The following is a 15,737-nucleotide window of genomic DNA, read 5'->3' as shown; positions in this document are numbered from 1 at the left end:
ACATAAATGATGGTGTGGCGACCGTATATAAGTTTTAACATTTGGTCACAGTTTGCTTCGTCTGTGGGAAAAGAATATTGGCACTGTGATATGAAAAGAGGTTTTTCTAGAGCGCGGAAAAAAGAACCATTAGTCAAAGCATTGTTAGAGCAAGATACTATTCCTCAGCATATTGGTTTGTTGGCACAGAAAGGAATTTCCGAATTTCACCAAGACCAACTATTACACCAATCAGATGGTGTGGATATAGTAGTAAAAAAACTAAGACTGTATCAAAAGCCCCTTGAAGTTCAACAGCGAGTTATTAAAATTTTAGAAAATTACTATCAGTCGCCAATCCTCCTTGGCAAGAATATTCTTCAACTTAATCGAGGAGATGAAGGAATTCCAAAGCCAATTTTAATTCAACAAGGTAATTATTTTTTTAATTTATTTGCGGCTATCGACTGTATTTTGATTGAATCAGATGGCAGACTACATATTTTAGATTTTAAAACTGGTACATCTGATTTTGATAGGAGACAAGCTTTTGTTTATTTGTTGGCAGCTGCTTATCTCTACCCTGAACAAAAAGCTGTTGCTTCATTTTATAACTTAGAAACGGGTAAGCACTCCGAGTCAATTACTGCCACAAATGGTCAATTAAAGGCAATTCAAGATAAGTTAGCACAAATAGCCCAAGAACATCAAAAAGAATTACAGCGCTACAAGAAAAATCCATCTGAATTTGCCAATATATTTCCAGCTAATCCTGGTATTCCTTGCCGTAATTGTCAATTTACATCAATCTGTCAATTTTCTCAGTTTGAGCTTCCTGCATGAGTGTTGCTATTGTATCTCCTCAAATGTACAAATCGTTGAGTGAAGTTTTTCCATTAACAGCTTCACAATTAAATTTTATGTGTTTTCGACTAACACCTGAAATAGAAAAGAAAGATGGTAACAGATTAAGTTATCATTTTAGTCTAAAGTTACCCGAAACTGTTGTTATATGGCATCAGCCTTATTTTTGGGTTTTGGCATCTTCTAATAGACAAATACCAAATAAGGATGAATTGCAAGAAACTCTAATCAGGATTCAAAATGAAGTAGATGACTTTAAGGAACGCTTATTTGGTTTTCAATCAGTACGTCATCCTCAATTAACGCCATTTATTATTTCTCTTTTTGCTGTTCAGGTATTAAAAAAAACTAAATTTGACTATCCAATTGCTTTCTCAAATAATGGGGTTATAGTCAGAAGAGAACCAGATTTTTGGACAGAAAGTATCGAATTACAAGATAGTTTACATCCTGCTCTGACTTTAACAGTCAGCAGTAGTATTGTATTTCGTGACAATCTGGCTGAATTTTACGAAAAACATCATCAGAGGGAAAAACCAGAACAGTTTTTAATTGGCTTGAAAGTTCAAGAAATTGAACGAGGTAATAACGCAATAATTGTAGGTCTTGTTGGAACTATCGGAGAACATAGAGATCAACTATTGGAAAAAGCCACTGGTTCAACTAGTAAACAAGCACTGCGAGAAGCACCAGACAATCAGCCTGTAGTTGCAATACAGTTTGGTAAGGATACAAAGCAGTTTTACTATGCTATGGCAGCTTTGCGTCCTTGTGTGACATCTGAGACAGCTAATCAATTTGAAGTGGAATATGGGAAATTACTTAAGGCTACTAAAATTAGCCATCAAGAAAGGACTAATCTCTTAGCTTCGTACAAAAAAACAGCACAAGAGAGTTTGGCAGCTTATGGTATACGATTGGAGCTTAGTGTCAACAGTCGAGATTACCCAAGCTTCTTCTGGCAACCTCCTGTAAAAATAGAGGATACAAAATTACTATTTGGTAATGGTATTACTGGCAAGAGAACTGAAGTTCTCAAAGGATTATCAATAGGTGGTGTTTATCGTCGTCACGGAAAATTTCAAGATAAATCAAAAGTGATTCAGATTGCTGCACTGAAATTGTGTGATGTGACAGTATCTTTATTTCTGAAACAATTAACTCAACGTCTGGCAAAATACGGTTTTAGAAGTGAGATTATTACAAAAAAACCTTTATCAATCAAAAACTTGGCTACAGCAGAAGCAAGAGCAGCTGTTGAGAAAGCAGTTAATGAATTAGTTGAGATACCTCATGACATTGTTTTGGCGTTTTTACCTGAAAGCGATCGCCATACTGATGATACAGATGAAGGTAGCTTCTACCATCAAATTTACTCTTTGTTACTTCGTCGTCAGATTGCCAGCCAAATCATCTATGAGGACACTTTAAGTAATTCTGGAAACTATCAGTATATTTTAAATCAAGTAATTCCAGGAATTCTTGCAAAGCTAGGTAATTTACCTTTCATTTTGGCTGAATCCTTAGATATAGCTGATCATTTTATTGGCTTGGATATTTCTAGAATTTCTAAAAAAACACAAGTAGGGACAAGGAATGCCTGTGCTAGTGTGCGTTTATATGGTAGACAAGGAGAGTTTATTCGTTATCGACTCGAAGATGATCTAATTGATGGTGAGGCAATACCACCTAAACTATTGGAGCGCTTACTACCTGCTACCGAATTAGCAAATAAAACCATCTTAATTTACCGTGATGGTTCCTTTGTTGGCAAAGAAGCTGACTATTTGGTAGAGAGAGCTAAAGCAATAGATGCCAAATTCATCTTGGTCGAATGTAAAAAATCTGGCGTCCCCCGATTGTATAACCTAGAGCAAAAGACTGTGATCGCACCATCACAAGGATTAGCACTTCGTTTGTCATCTCGTGAAGCAATTTTGGTAACTACTAAAGTTCCTGATAAAGTTGGCTTGGCTCGTCCTATACGTTTGACCATCCACGAAAAAGGGCATCAAGTATCAATTGAAAGTGTTTTAGACACAACTCTCAAACTAACGCTCTTGCATCATGGAGCCTTGAAAGAACCTCGCTTACCTATGCCACTCTATGGATCTGACCGTATGGCTTATCTGCGGTTACAAGGTATTCGTCCTAGCGTGATGGAAGGCGATCGCCAATTTTGGTTATAGTTCCAAATCTTTAATGCTAAATTGTATCTGGATCGATATTTAACTCTCGCAATTTAGCAGCTAATCTTTCTGCTCTACTTAGTGCTAGTTCTTTCTGTTGACGTTCAGACTCAGCCTCTTCTTCAGGTGTTGGAACTAACTGTCCTTCAGGGGTAAAAAAACGCAATAAACCCTGATGAATACCTAGATATAAACCTAGCTGCTGACTCCATAAATGCCCTTGATTACTTGCTTCTAGGGGTTGATAATTGCCGTCTACTAAATGAAAACCAGCGAATTCTAATGTGTATGGATCGAACCAAAAATAATCGGGTGTGCGGAAGGTATCTTGGTAAAGTTTTTTCTTAAATTCTTTATCAATATTAGCTGTTGATTCAGAGAGAATTTCCAGAATTACATTTGGATATTTGCCGTCTTCTTCCCAAACTACCCAACTTTTACGAGTTTTGCGTTCAGTGTCTAGCACAACAAAAAAATCTGGCCCCCAGAAGTCTTCTGATTTACTTTTATTAAGGCTGTAGTAAATAGTCAGATTGCCAGCAGCATAGAAATCAGTTCTGTCTCGCCACAACCATTTTAGACATTTAAGTAAGAGCATGATTTGCTCTAGATGCAGTTCACTTTCCAAAGGAGGCTCATCGCTGTATAAATCACTTGGGGGAAGGATAACATCTTCTGGGATGCCTTGAGGAGAGTCTAATTCTTTGGCGAGGGACATAGTTTGGGCATCAGGTATTTATGGATTTATTTTATCGTTGTCACGGTGGAGCGATCGCATTTGCTGCTCTAGTAGGTTGGAAAGCCACCCATAACTAAAGTTTTCATTGATATAGTATAATCTTCTGCCCTCTGCCTTTTTTTGTAAGAGTTTTGACATCAAAACAGTATTGTAAAATAGAAAGAGTAGGATTCGGAGGACCAGTTCACTGGTCAAAGACGCTTATCGAGACTATTTTCGGTAATCTTCAGGGTTTAAAGTCCAGCCAGCTCAAGCAACTGCAGCGGCTGTATCACCAACGCATTCCGAGCGATCGCATCACTACGCCGGAGTTTGCTCAGCGTTTGGCAGCTATTAGTACAGAAATCAATCAACCTGTATGTACCTATCTCAATCGTCGCGGACAAGTAATCCGTGTCGGGGTAGGTACTCCGCGTCAAACGCAAATTCCACCGTTGGAATTGCCCCGTTACGGTGCGGAACGACTTAGCGGTATCCGTTGTATCGCCACGCACCTCAAATCAGAACCGCCTAATGAAGCGGCACTGACATCGATGGCATTACAACGGCTTGATGCATTAGTAGTAATAAATATTACAGGAACAGGATTTCAAAAACGGGGTGGTGGGGCTACAGGCTACGTCAAAGAAGCATATTTAGCGCACCTGACATCACAAGAGTCCCGCGCTTTGATTACCAGTCCCTCTTTGAAGGTAGCAAATGGCAATGTCCCATCCCCAAGTTGGAACGTATCGTCACCAATGAGTCTGGATGCACTGGCAAAACAGGATTTAATTGATTTAGTAGAAGGACTGGAAGAGGAGTTCCGGCGGGAATTTGTCGCCCAAGAGGTAGATACTGACCACGATCGCGTGGTGATAGTTGGAGTGATGACCGATGATCTGTCATCCCAACAATTCCATGACATCGTGGCAGAATTAGGACGATTAGTGGATACTGCTGGTGGGGAGGTATTGCAGACTTTATGGCAAAAGCGATCGCGCATTCATCCCCAAACAGTAGTTGGTGAAGGTAAAGTACAAGAAATAGCCCTCACAGCCCAAACTTTGGGAGCTAATCTTGTAGTCTTTGATCGCGACCTTTCACCTTCCCAAGTCCGCAACCTAGAGACTCAAATTGGTGTCCGAGTCGTTGACCGCACAGAAGTAATTTTGGATATCTTTGCTCAACGCGCCCAATCTCGTGCTGGTAAATTACAAGTAGAACTGGCACAGTTGGAATATATGCTGCCACGGCTAAGTGGCAGAGGACAAGCCATGTCTCGACTCGGTGGTGGTATCGGTACTCGCGGTCCTGGTGAAACTAAATTGGAAACCGAACGACGTGCGATTAGTCGGCGTATTTCTCGTTTACAGCAAGAAGTTAACCAGTTACAGGCCCATCGAGAACGGTTGCGACAACGGCGACAAAATCGAGAAATTCCTTCTGTAGCTTTGGTTGGTTATACAAACGCAGGTAAGTCTACCTTACTTAATGCCTTAACAAATGCCGAAGTTTACACCGCCGACCAATTATTTGCTACCCTTGACCCTACCACACGCCGCTTAGTTGTTCCCCATGCAGCAACTAATGAACCCCAAGAAATTCTCATTACAGATACCGTAGGTTTCATCCACGAATTACCAGCATCGTTAATGGATGCTTTTCGTGCCACTTTAGAAGAAGTTACAGAAGCTGATGCCTTAATACATTTAGTAGATTTGTCGCATCCAGCTTGGTTAAGTCACATTCGTTCAGTCAGGGAAATCCTGGCTCAAATGCCAGTCACCCCTGGCCCAGCACTGGTTGTTTTTAACAAAATTGACCAAGTTAGTAGTGAGGCCTTAGCTCAAGCAAGGGAAGAATTTCCTTTAGCAGTATTTATTTCTGCAAGCAAGCGCTTGGGATTAGAAACTCTACGTCAGCGTCTTGGTCAATTGGTGCAATACGCTACTTCATCTCGGTAAATACATAACTTTATCCCATGTTCAAAATTCCCACTGCTTTAAAAGCAAAGTTCAGGAGCGATATCATTTCACGTTGCTTATGTAAATAAGCTAGATGTAGAGCAGTATTATTTGCGTCTCTACACAACTTAATTTGTATCAACCATTTTGTGAACCGAAATTAGGCTAGGTCGAATATAAATATCTACTTTAAAAAAGTCCGCTGATGTGGACTTTTTTTATGAGTGTGAGTACTGAATTTTGCACTATTAAACAGACTTGATATCAACTGATAATTTTTAATCTCGAATTTTTCTTGATATTTATTTGCTTTGTATCTTTATTAATTAAGTACTTTCACGGTAAGTAAATAATTGAAATATAATTTTTTTATATTTGCAGCCATATCTATCAAATTTAAACAACTTTCAAATATATGAATTTGTCAACAAAATGTGGAAACAACGGAAGCCAAAAGAACTAATAAACAAGATAATTGATTACGCTATAAAAATTGGGTGCATATGAACAAATGGATTATTAATTGAAAAACTTGTAAGGAATATATACGATGTACAAGCTTTGGGGAAAAATAGTTTTTGGAATATCTACAGCATCACTAGTGGGACTTTATTGTTTGAGCTTTATGCCTTCAGCTTTAGCAGGTAATGGCAACAGCAAAGGCAACAGTCAAAACAATACTACCACTAGTTCTAATAATGGAGGTGGTAACAACAACGGTAACGGTAACAGCAACCAAAACAGCAATACCTCAACTACTACTAGTTCCACTACCACTATTTCTAATAGTGGTTCTACTCAGTCTCCTAGTAGTACTTCCACTGCTTCCTCTGACTTTAGTTCTATAGTTTTTAACCTAGATTGCGTTATTTCTGGAACAGTGGGTAATAATAGCTATTCTGGCAGCAACTGTACTAACGCTGGTGTATCTTTTGGAACGTTAACTATTAAGCAAAACCCTTTTGATTCTACTAAAGTCGATGTAGTGATCGATTTAGCAGGAGATAACGTCCACAAGATTTTGGATGTTAGTTTAAATTACGACGATAGCAAGTTTCAGAATAATGCTTTTGAGGTGTCGTCATCCTCACCTTATGATGTAAAAAGTTCTAATGTTGCTGAAAACAGTATCAAGGCTGGCCCCTATAGTGGGTTAGACTTGAAGACTAGCCCAAAAGCAACTGGCCCAAGCAATGATGGCTTTACAGCTACTATCTCGCTAGATGCTTTTGATCTCAATCCGGAAGACTTCAATTTTCAAGATCAGCTCAATAAAATATTTGCGGCAGTTCATATAGGTAATTATGGGAATGACCCTGGAGTTTCCGGTGGTAATTCTATTTGGGTAGGGGCAAGTTCTTATTACAAAGCTCCACCACCTCCACCAGCAAAAGTACCTGAACCTGGTGTGACAGGCGCTTTAGGTTTATTTGCTGTAACTACTTTGGGACTGATGAAGAAAAACAAACAGTTTCGTCACCAAAATTAAATTACACTGTTTAATTTTGATGTTTTTAAATAACGTGAGTTGGATAGATTTCATGAGACCAACATCCCGCTATCAAAAAAACTTGGGAGGCAGGACTAAAACGCAATTTCACAGTGATCAGTGATTGAAGCAGTTTACTTACAGACGAGTTGATTGCTTATTCTGAGAATATTTATCGAACTCATATTCAATATAGGCTTAGATATGCATTAGCATTTTAAGCCTATTTTATTTTGTATAATTACACCTACTAGATAGTAATATTTCTTGGCTCAGTTTGATTTATCTACTCTTACATTTGGATAAGTACTATATTTTATAATCCTTATTAATTTCATAAAGCTCATGTTGTGGATTACAGAAAAATGATATTTGCAAGTTCTCTCTGCTAAGAGGCTAAAATGTAAGATGCTAAAGGCTAGCTTAACTCATTCTCTCTATATTTATCTAGCGGTAAATACTGAAAAGATTTTTTGTGGCTCATAAATTTATATCGGTGCAATTGCTGAGGTTAACTGTACTGCAACTCGAATATTATCAGTTTGTTACGCTACTAGATGCAATTCAATATAAGTTTTACGGGCTAAGTGTTTGGATGAGCTTGTTACTATTGTTTTAGTAATAAACTCACCAGCAAATGCCCTTATATAAATTATAAACTATAATGTAAGTTAAATATTTATAGCTATATTTTTAGTTAAATAGTCTTTTGAATTAAGAATATTCGTAGGTATTTGTCGATTAAGTTTTACTAAATTGAGAAATAAAATACCCAGATAAAAAACATTAATTTATTTCATGTATTAAGTTTCTACGATTCACAAAGTCTAAAATTCAAAATATTAGCCTTGCATCTGCTCTGAATTGACAAAAACATGATGAAGCACCCAGAGCCAGCAATAACATTCTAAAATTTAAGAATTATTAAATAAAGTTGAGGACTTATGGCTGCAAAAGTAGAAATTTACACTTGGAGTACTTGCCCATTTTGCATCCGTGCTAAAAGCTTACTGAAGAGGAAGGGGGTCGACTTCACAGAGTACAACATTGATGGAGATGAGGCTGCACGGGATAAAATGGCTCAAAGAGCTAATGGAAGACGCTCTTTACCACAAATTTTCATCGATAATGTTCACATTGGTGGTTGTGATGACATATACGCTTTAGATGCCCGAGGACAGCTAGATAATTTATTAGCTTCCGGCAATAGCGTATAGATGTAAGAGTTCGATGGTGTTTTGCTGGGGGCGATCGCAAAACTTGTTTAACCATCAGGGGATAGTCTAAATTAAGTGACTGTGGAATTTGCTGGCAATTGAGGCAGAAAGTGTGAAACTGGCTTTTATTATTGATCCCATCCAGACTCTTGACCCTTGTCACGACACAAGCGTCGCATTAATGGAAGCAGCCCATGTCATGGGACATGAAGTCTGGATAACTCAAGCGAATTTACTAAGTGTAGTAGCAGGAAAAGCTTGGGCCATTTTAGAACGAGTGGAACTCATGCCTATTGAATTAGTGGAAGGACGCTGGCTAGCAGCAAGTCCTTGGTACAAAATAGGCGAACGCATTTATGTTTCTTTAGAAACAATGGATGCCGTGTTTATGCGGACAGATCCACCTGTAACAGTTTCCTACCTCTATGCCACCTATATTCTGGACTACATTGACCAAAACAAAACCTTGGTAATCAATAGTCCCAGTGGCATCCGAGGGGCAAACGAAAAAATGTATGCCCTCCAATTTACTAAGGTAATACCAGAAACCATTGTCACTGCTGATAAACAAACTATCCGAGACTTTGTGGAAGCAAAAGGCACAGCAGTTCTCAAACCACTAGGTAATAAAGCTGGTGAGGGAATTTTAATTTTGCAACCGAGCGATCGCAACCTCAATTCCATCATCGAACTCAGTACTATTCAAGGTCGACTACCCGTTATGGTACAAAATTTTATCCCAGAGGCAAAAGAAGGAGACAAACGGATTATCCTACTAGATGGCAAACCAATTGGAGCAGTGAATCGCCTTTCTGCTAGTGGTGAATTTCGTAATAACATGGCGACTGGGGGTACAGTTGCCAAAACCGAAATTACCCCAAAAGAATACGAAATCTGCTCCGAAGTTGCCAAAATATTACGTAAAGATGGCTTAGTTTTTGTCGGTATCGATGTAATTGGTGGCTATCTGACCGAAGTCAACGTCACTAGTCCTACTGGAATACGTGAAATTGACCGATTAGACGACACTCGTCTTGGTCATTTGGTTATTCGCTGGGTCGAACAGACAAAAAATTTATAAATTATTAATATGAATTATGAAATTTTTTAACGTTCATAATTCATCCTTCCTCTGTAATTTCCCTTGCACCCTGGTAAACCGAAACAATAATTACAAATAATATAGGGATTTACAGTAGTATTAGGTACTAAAATTCAGACTGCCAGTTAAAAATAGTTGTGTGCTGAAAGACTACAAAAGTTAAACAAGTCTACCATCAACAATAATTATCCCAACTCAAGACGATATTAAGAGACATTGATCGACAACCAAAACAAGTGCGATCGCTTTTGTTTTTGACAAACACACTGGGTATTTTAAACAAGCTGACTCCAGCCGAAGCTAATTTCACTCTTTCGGATGGGTAGATGAATTGAGTGACTAATTGGCTGTAACAAAAATGGTAACTGAATTGCTGATTCCAATTCCTAGTATTAACTAAGGGAATTAGAAATAATACCAAATAGGGATAAATAGTGTTATTTGAGATTATTGGCATAGCCTTTTGGCAAAGACTCTCAATCCAAAATCCAAAATCTAAAATCCAAAATTGGTATGAGCAGCCAGAAAGCCAATCGCTGATCATCTTAATTACGTGGTGGTGTCCGCTTTCGCAGAAAATCAGGAATATCCAACACCGAACCTTTTTCTTTTGGTTCTGGAGTTTGTGTTGGTGGATTAGGCGCAGGAGGTTGCTGCATTGGTCTTCTTTGTGGTGGGGGTTGTACTACTCGTCCTTGGGTAACGTTAGGTTGTTGTGCAGCTGGGGCTTCACCAGTAAATCCAGTCGCAATCACGGTAAGTCTCACTTCACCTTGGAGTCTGTCATCAATCACCGCGCCAAAAATAATATTGGCGTTGGGATCAACCACTTCATAGATTGTTTCAGCAGCAGCATTCACTTCGTGCAGAGTGAGATCGCTACCACCAGTGATGTTAAAGACAACACCCCTAGCACCCTCAATTGAACATTCGAGCAATGGTGAAGAAATCGCTGCGATCGCAGCTTCTCTGGCTCTAGATTTTCCAGAACCAATACCGATCCCCATGAGCGCTGATCCTGCATCGGCCATAACTGCTCGCACATCTGCAAAGTCAACGTTGATCAAACCAGGAATGGTAATAATATCGGAAATGCCTTGTACCCCTTGCCGCAGCACATCATCTGCATAGCGAAAAGCTTCTTGCATCGGTGTTTGTTCGGGGATAACTTCTAGTAGCTTGTTGTTAGGAATGATAATTAGTGTATCTACCCTACTTTTTAGCCCCTCGATCCCTTGTTCTGCTTGGCTGATGCGGCGGCGTCCCTCAAAGATAAAGGGACGTGTAACGACACCAACAGTAAGAGCGCCCATTTCTTTCGCTACTTCTGCCACAATCGGAGCCGCACCTGTACCAGTTCCACCACCCATGCCAGCGGTAATAAATACTAAATCAGCACCATCTAGAGCCGTCGCAATCTCGTCCCGTGATTCCTCGGCAGCTTTTTGACCAATAGCAGGATTACCACCTGCTCCCAGCCCCCGTGTCAGTTTCTGCCCTATTTGTAGTCGGCTGGGAGCTGCTGCCAAAGTTAAAGCTTGAGCATCAGTGTTGATAGACCAAAACTCTACCCCACTTACATCTGATGCAATCATGCGGTTAACAGCATTACTACCACCGCCACCGACACCAATCACTTTAATGTTGGCGACTCGACCAGGAACAATGTCACCTATTCGCGCATCTTCACGCTCAATTTTCTTGCTGTCATTATTTTGCCCAAAGCTCAGCCCTGAATGATTAAACGGATTGGTGGAATTAACAGCCAGTGAGAAAGCAGACTGTCCTGAAGATTGAGAGTTTTTATAGGTAAGTCCTTGGTTATTATCAAGTGTCATTGGATTCACAAAGGTAGATAAACGACTTTTTAAGGTGCTATTCACCTAAGAGTCAACTATAGTGTGACGCTGCCATCAACAATATGACATTGTTCTTTCTTGTTCTCCATACTTCCAACCCTTTCAGGATGAGAGTTAGGAAACTTTGTTATGGGATAAGCCATCAAGGCACCTGTTTGCACAACTAATTCTAGAGAAGTATACCTACTATTTACCTGAAATTGACCTGTGTAACTTCCACCAGACATTAATATATTCACTGCTTTTTTACCGATTTGACTCGGTATACCTTTGGTAACCCCAATAACTTCTGCCTTTTGCTGCTATTGCTTTATATTGGTCATCAATTTTACAGCTGTGATCAGAATTTTTTTCTTCAGTTACTGAAAATACTAAATCAATTTGGTATAAAATATTCAACATAAACAAAGGAAAACAATCCCGAAAGCTAGAAATAAATAGATGTAGGTTAACAAACTGCATGGATTTAAAGTTTTTAATTATACAATGGTTTAGGTTTAGCGATATTATATACGTAAAATACTGGGCTAATTGTGTTACCTGGCAACACGGGTCATAGCGCGTCTGTTCTAGGTTAGTGATATGTTTAATAGGATTCACCATTGGGGATAATTGCAACTTAAGACACAAAATTTGTCTTAATAATTTATTTATCAATGCTCAAAACAGAAACAACAGAAAGTAATGTTTGTTGTGGTTGACTGAGATTTTGAAACATTTGATTGATTTACTGTTTTACTTAACCTTAATTAAAGCACCCACTCGACAGGAAATTGTCTAAGGGTGGTTAAAAGTAATACTTTACCCACATAAGTTAGCAGGTAGTAAAAAGAACTTCACTATAGCAAGTATTATGCTAAAATGAAGGGTGGATAGGTAAAAAAATACTTTTAGGCAAGACGCCATAGGTAAAGAACCTAAACCTTCCAACCATCATGTAGATGTTAGGCAAATAACCATGAAAGTTCTGACTGTCTAAAGAGAGGTTTTGCAACTAATCCTCCAATTCAATTAGAAGTTAATGCCGATTTTTACATAGACGTCTCGGAAAACCCAACTTAAATAGTAAATATATTTTTTTGAACACAAAACTTCTTTGTTGGCTAGGATGAATTTGATATCAAACACGCTGATTTTTTTTGGTCTGTTTGGAAATTGGTTTGCTGTTTTTTTTGTTCATTTGTACTAGTAAATGTTCTGGATTTTTCAGATCAATGTACTCTATGTCATTGGGATTGAGTTGTGAGGGTAGATTGCGGATCTGGGCAAGCACCTTAATTTGTTCTGGTAGCTGGGAACTTGGTGTACCGAGATGTACTAAACCTAGTTCTGTTTTTAAAATTAAATTTGTTGGATCTTGCCAATCTATTTCCGTTACTTTTAAGGAAGTTTGACTTATCGCTTCATAAAAATCACTCCAGTAGGGACGGTATTGTTCTGGTGATCCGATCACTTTTAAAGTAGGTAGTTTAACTTTAGAGTTGAGGGAAGTAAAATTCTCTAAAGGTATCCATACGCCATTAGCATCTATTAATCCCATGATTACTTTTGTATTGCCATTTTTGCTTTTATCTTGTTCTCGGCGTACTTGAGCGATCGCTACTGGTGTTCTTTCCTGAAGTTGGACTACCAATCCAGGAGGAAACAAACGACGACTGACGGTGGCTTGGGCAATACTTGGCTGCTGCTGTAAAGAACGAGCAATCTTATAAGGTTCAATCCGCCACAAAGATTGAGGATAAGACAGCATCAGTAGAGACTGAACCTCCTCGTCTGACAGTAATTGATTTCCTGAAATCACCACATCTTTAGGAGTTTTGAGAACCCAAATAGGTTGAATTGCTATCCACAGCAAACCACCAGCCAAACTAGTCACAGCAATAGTTCGCCAAATTGCTTGAATCAATTTGATCTGGCGCTTTTTGCGTAACTTCTTACGGCGTCCTGCAAGGATTGTGCGGGAAATCGATACTATACCAGCCATTCAAACCTCTGTCACACTCTTAATCCAAGTCGTGATTGCACATCTGTAACATTCAATAATTTTAGTCAAAGCTGACTTTCCAACACTGTACAGCAACAAAAATAAGATTTTAGTAGTTAGCTATTGTACATTCATAAAATTTGGAATTTGGAATTATCTGCAAATCTGGACATTGAACTTATGTAGCCTTGTCTTACAGATAATACTCATCATTTCAGCAATAAGACTAAAAATAATTATTGACATTTTGCTAATTATATGTAATAAGCAAAATTCAGAACAAAGTGCGAAACCGAAATTATACTCTGATTTTGCATCTGCCAGAGAATTATCTACTATCAAGACTGCTATTAAAACAATCCTTCCTGGATAAACACGCTTTATGTTCATTTGTGTCTGGGAAAAGGTAAAAGATGAAGGCGCACTCGCCAATAGGGTGGTAGAGTGAAATGTCTCTCTCCATCTCTTCACTATCAAGCTTTCCCCTTTAACCAAAAAGTATTGGCTAATAAAGTATTTGCTAGTATAATATTTTACTTAAAAATAACATTTGTTTGAATTATTGCGGAAAATAAAAATAGACATATATACTGTAATCTAGTTGACAAAACATAGTCAAAATAATAACTACCTCATGAAATGACTGAATTAATATACTTCTGTGACTATTTTTGAATACCTGTTGTCGCTGCTACAACTGAGGGCAAATTTACTGTATCGTTTATTTCACGCTAAAACTGGTGCATAGACTTACATTAGTTCAGCCGTAAGCAAAATTAGAGATTGTCAAAATCTCAACAACAGGTGTAAAAAAGACAGAATGAAATCAACCATCAGGGATGATAAAATTCCTACCATGCTACGGACTTACTCATGGCAAAACATGCAACAAAGAAGTCTAGTGCATACCTTTATAGGAAGGTAGGAATTATTTGTATCTTAATATACAAATAAGACTGCATCTACATGAAAACAGCACTCAATTTACAACGTTTTTATCAAGCCTGTAATCCTAGTAAAACCCTGGTAATGGGTGATGCGGCGGATCGGCAATACTACATAGACTTTTCTGATGTACGTGGTTGCAAAATTGTAGAGGAGCTACAACGCACAATAGTTCGTATTTCTCCAGACGACCCGACTTGTCAGTTGTTTACAGGTCACATTGGTTGTGGTAAATCAACGGAATTACAACGCTTAAAGACAGAACTAGAACTGGCAGGATTTCATGTCGTTTATTTTGAGTCTAGTCAAGATTTAGACATGGCGGATATTGATGTCAGCGATATTTTGCTGAGTATAGCCCGTCAAGTCAGCACTAGTTTAGAAGCGATTAATATCAAAGAGAAATCAGGTTACTTTAGCAATCTGTTTAGAGAAATTGGAGATTTTTTACAGACTCCGATAGAGTTATCAGCAGAAGCGGAATTGTCTTTAGGTATCGCGAAAATTAGCGCAAAAACAAAAGATAGCCCGCAATTACGCAATCAGCTGCGGCAGTACTTGGAACCACGCACCAATAGTATTTTGCAAGCAATCAACGAAGAATTGCTAGACAAAGCTGTTCAACAGTTAAAGCAGCGTGGTCAAAAAGGATTGGTGGTGATTGTCGATAACCTGGATCGAGTCGATATGCGCCCTTTAGCTTCGGGGCGATCGCTACCAGAGTATCTTTTCATTGACCGAGGCGAACAGTTACGCCGCCTCAAATGCCACGTAGTCTACACTATCCCCCTGGCATTAATTTTTTCTAATGAGTACGAAACACTCAAAAATCGTCTTGGGGGTGGTATCGCTCCGAAAGTCTTGCCAATGGTACTTGTGCGCCAAAGAGATGGTAGTGACTACGAACCAGGAATATCTCTATTACGGCAACTAGTACTGACAAGAGCTTTTCCTGAAGTTCCCTGGAATATAAGGCTAAATTTAATCACAGAGTTATTCGATCACCCCCAAACTTTAGATCGTCTATGTCGCATCAGTGGTGGTCATATTCGTAACTTACTAGGGCTGTTGTACAGTTGTCTGCAACGACAAGATCCACCCTTTTCTCAGAGTTGTTTAGAAGCAGTCATCAAAGACTATCGTGATGACCTGCTATTAGCAATTGATGAACACGTCTGGGAATTGCTATTAGAAGTAGTTAATCAACAGAGTGTCAAAGGCGAGTCTGATTACCAGATATTGCTACGAAGTATGTTTGTGTTTGAATACCGTGATACTACAGGACGTTGGTTTGGTATTAGTCCAGCGTTAGCAGAAACAGAAAAAATTCTTGCTTGGCAGCAAAGCCAGTTTATTCACAACTCATAACTACACTTAGGGTGGGTGTAAAGGGATGAAGGTATGAGGGTGTAAGAGAAAAATTG

General features: G+C 38.8%; 11 protein-coding genes. 7 read left to right on the top strand and 4 right to left on the bottom strand.

What is annotated here, in order from left to right:
- The first annotated feature begins 9 nt into the window (after nt 1-9).
- Together NIES592_RS10010 and NIES592_RS10005 are read left to right on the top strand one after the other, a co-directional pair.
- Nucleotides 10-822 (top strand): PD-(D/E)XK nuclease family protein, encoded by an 813-nt coding sequence (locus NIES592_RS10010; RefSeq protein WP_073555660.1) that lies wholly within the window; start codon nt 10-12, stop codon nt 820-822.
- Entirely contained in the window at nt 819-3,032 is a 2,214-nt protein-coding gene (locus NIES592_RS10005) for a Piwi domain-containing protein (RefSeq protein ID WP_073555659.1), read from the top strand. Before NIES592_RS10010 ends, NIES592_RS10005 begins: the two co-directional genes overlap by 4 nt.
- 16 nt (nt 3,033-3,048) lie before the next feature.
- On the opposite strand, the gene NIES592_RS10000 is transcribed toward NIES592_RS10005, so the two are convergent.
- Complete coding sequence (locus NIES592_RS10000) at nt 3,049-3,750, bottom strand: Uma2 family endonuclease (protein ID WP_073555658.1); 702 nt, start codon at nt 3,748-3,750, stop codon at nt 3,049-3,051.
- A gap of 224 nt (nt 3,751-3,974) precedes the next feature.
- Between NIES592_RS10000 and hflX the strand changes: the two genes are divergently transcribed.
- The 4 genes from hflX (at nt 3,975) to gshB (ending at nt 9,504) form a co-directional block, all read left to right on the top strand.
- Complete coding sequence (hflX, locus tag NIES592_RS09995) at nt 3,975-5,717, top strand: GTPase HflX (protein ID WP_178379523.1); 1,743 nt, start codon at nt 3,975-3,977, stop codon at nt 5,715-5,717.
- Nucleotides 5,718-6,267: 550 nt separating this feature from the next.
- On the top strand, nt 6,268-7,206 hold the full coding sequence (locus NIES592_RS09990) for a hypothetical protein (RefSeq protein ID WP_073555656.1): 939 nt from the start codon (nt 6,268-6,270) through the stop codon (nt 7,204-7,206).
- 944 nt (nt 7,207-8,150) lie between these two features.
- Nucleotides 8,151-8,423, top strand: a complete 273-nt coding sequence (gene grxC / locus NIES592_RS09985) for a glutaredoxin 3 (RefSeq protein WP_062248292.1) — start codon at nt 8,151-8,153, stop codon at nt 8,421-8,423.
- Nucleotides 8,424-8,535: 112 nt separating this feature from the next.
- Complete coding sequence (gene gshB, locus NIES592_RS09980; RefSeq protein ID WP_062250709.1) at nt 8,536-9,504, top strand: glutathione synthase; 969 nt, start codon at nt 8,536-8,538, stop codon at nt 9,502-9,504.
- Between the two features lie 566 nt (nt 9,505-10,070).
- On the opposite strand, the gene ftsZ is transcribed toward gshB, so the two are convergent.
- From ftsZ to NIES592_RS09955, 3 genes are all read right to left on the bottom strand, one after another.
- The gene (gene ftsZ, locus NIES592_RS09970; RefSeq protein WP_062250711.1) at nt 10,071-11,363 is read right to left on the bottom strand and encodes a cell division protein FtsZ; all 1,293 of its coding nucleotides are present in this window, start codon (nt 11,361-11,363) and stop codon (nt 10,071-10,073) included.
- 56 nt (nt 11,364-11,419) lie between these two features.
- Nucleotides 11,420-11,623 (bottom strand): hypothetical protein, encoded by a 204-nt coding sequence (locus NIES592_RS09965; protein ID WP_231936197.1) that lies wholly within the window; start codon nt 11,621-11,623, stop codon nt 11,420-11,422.
- Nucleotides 11,624-12,504: 881 nt separating this feature from the next.
- Nucleotides 12,505-13,368 carry a cell division protein FtsQ/DivIB gene (locus tag NIES592_RS09955; protein ID WP_073555653.1) on the bottom strand — a complete coding sequence of 288 codons (864 nt, stop codon included), beginning with the start codon at nt 13,366-13,368 and terminating at the stop codon, nt 12,505-12,507.
- Nucleotides 13,369-14,334: 966 nt separating this feature from the next.
- Here NIES592_RS09955 and NIES592_RS09950 point away from each other — a divergent pair.
- Nucleotides 14,335-15,681: an ATP-binding protein gene (locus NIES592_RS09950; RefSeq protein WP_073555652.1), complete on the top strand. Its 1,347-nt coding sequence runs from the start codon at nt 14,335-14,337 to the stop codon at nt 15,679-15,681.
- Nucleotides 15,682-15,737: the final 56 nt, after the last annotated feature.

The organism is Fischerella major NIES-592, assembly GCF_001904645.1.
GTDB classification, from domain to species: Bacteria; Cyanobacteriota; Cyanobacteriia; order Cyanobacteriales; family Nostocaceae; genus Fischerella; species Fischerella thermalis.
This window is presented reverse-complemented; position numbering and strand designations above follow the sequence as displayed.

Excerpts from the sequence above, each read along its gene's own strand:
- NIES592_RS10010 (WP_073555660.1), top strand. The coding sequence starts at position 10 with ATGGTGTGGCGACCGTATATAAGTTTTAACATTTGGTCACAGTTTGCT.
- NIES592_RS10005 (WP_073555659.1), top strand. The coding sequence starts at position 819 with ATGAGTGTTGCTATTGTATCTCCTCAAATGTACAAATCGTTGAGTGAA.
- NIES592_RS10000 (WP_073555658.1), bottom strand. The coding sequence starts at position 3,750 with ATGTCCCTCGCCAAAGAATTAGACTCTCCTCAAGGCATCCCAGAAGAT.
- NIES592_RS09990 (WP_073555656.1), top strand. The coding sequence starts at position 6,268 with ATGTACAAGCTTTGGGGAAAAATAGTTTTTGGAATATCTACAGCATCA.
- grxC (WP_062248292.1), top strand. The coding sequence starts at position 8,151 with ATGGCTGCAAAAGTAGAAATTTACACTTGGAGTACTTGCCCATTTTGC.
- ftsZ (WP_062250711.1), bottom strand. The coding sequence starts at position 11,363 with ATGACACTTGATAATAACCAAGGACTTACCTATAAAAACTCTCAATCT.
- NIES592_RS09955 (WP_073555653.1), bottom strand. The coding sequence starts at position 13,368 with ATGGCTGGTATAGTATCGATTTCCCGCACAATCCTTGCAGGACGCCGT.
- NIES592_RS09950 (WP_073555652.1), top strand. The coding sequence starts at position 14,335 with ATGAAAACAGCACTCAATTTACAACGTTTTTATCAAGCCTGTAATCCT.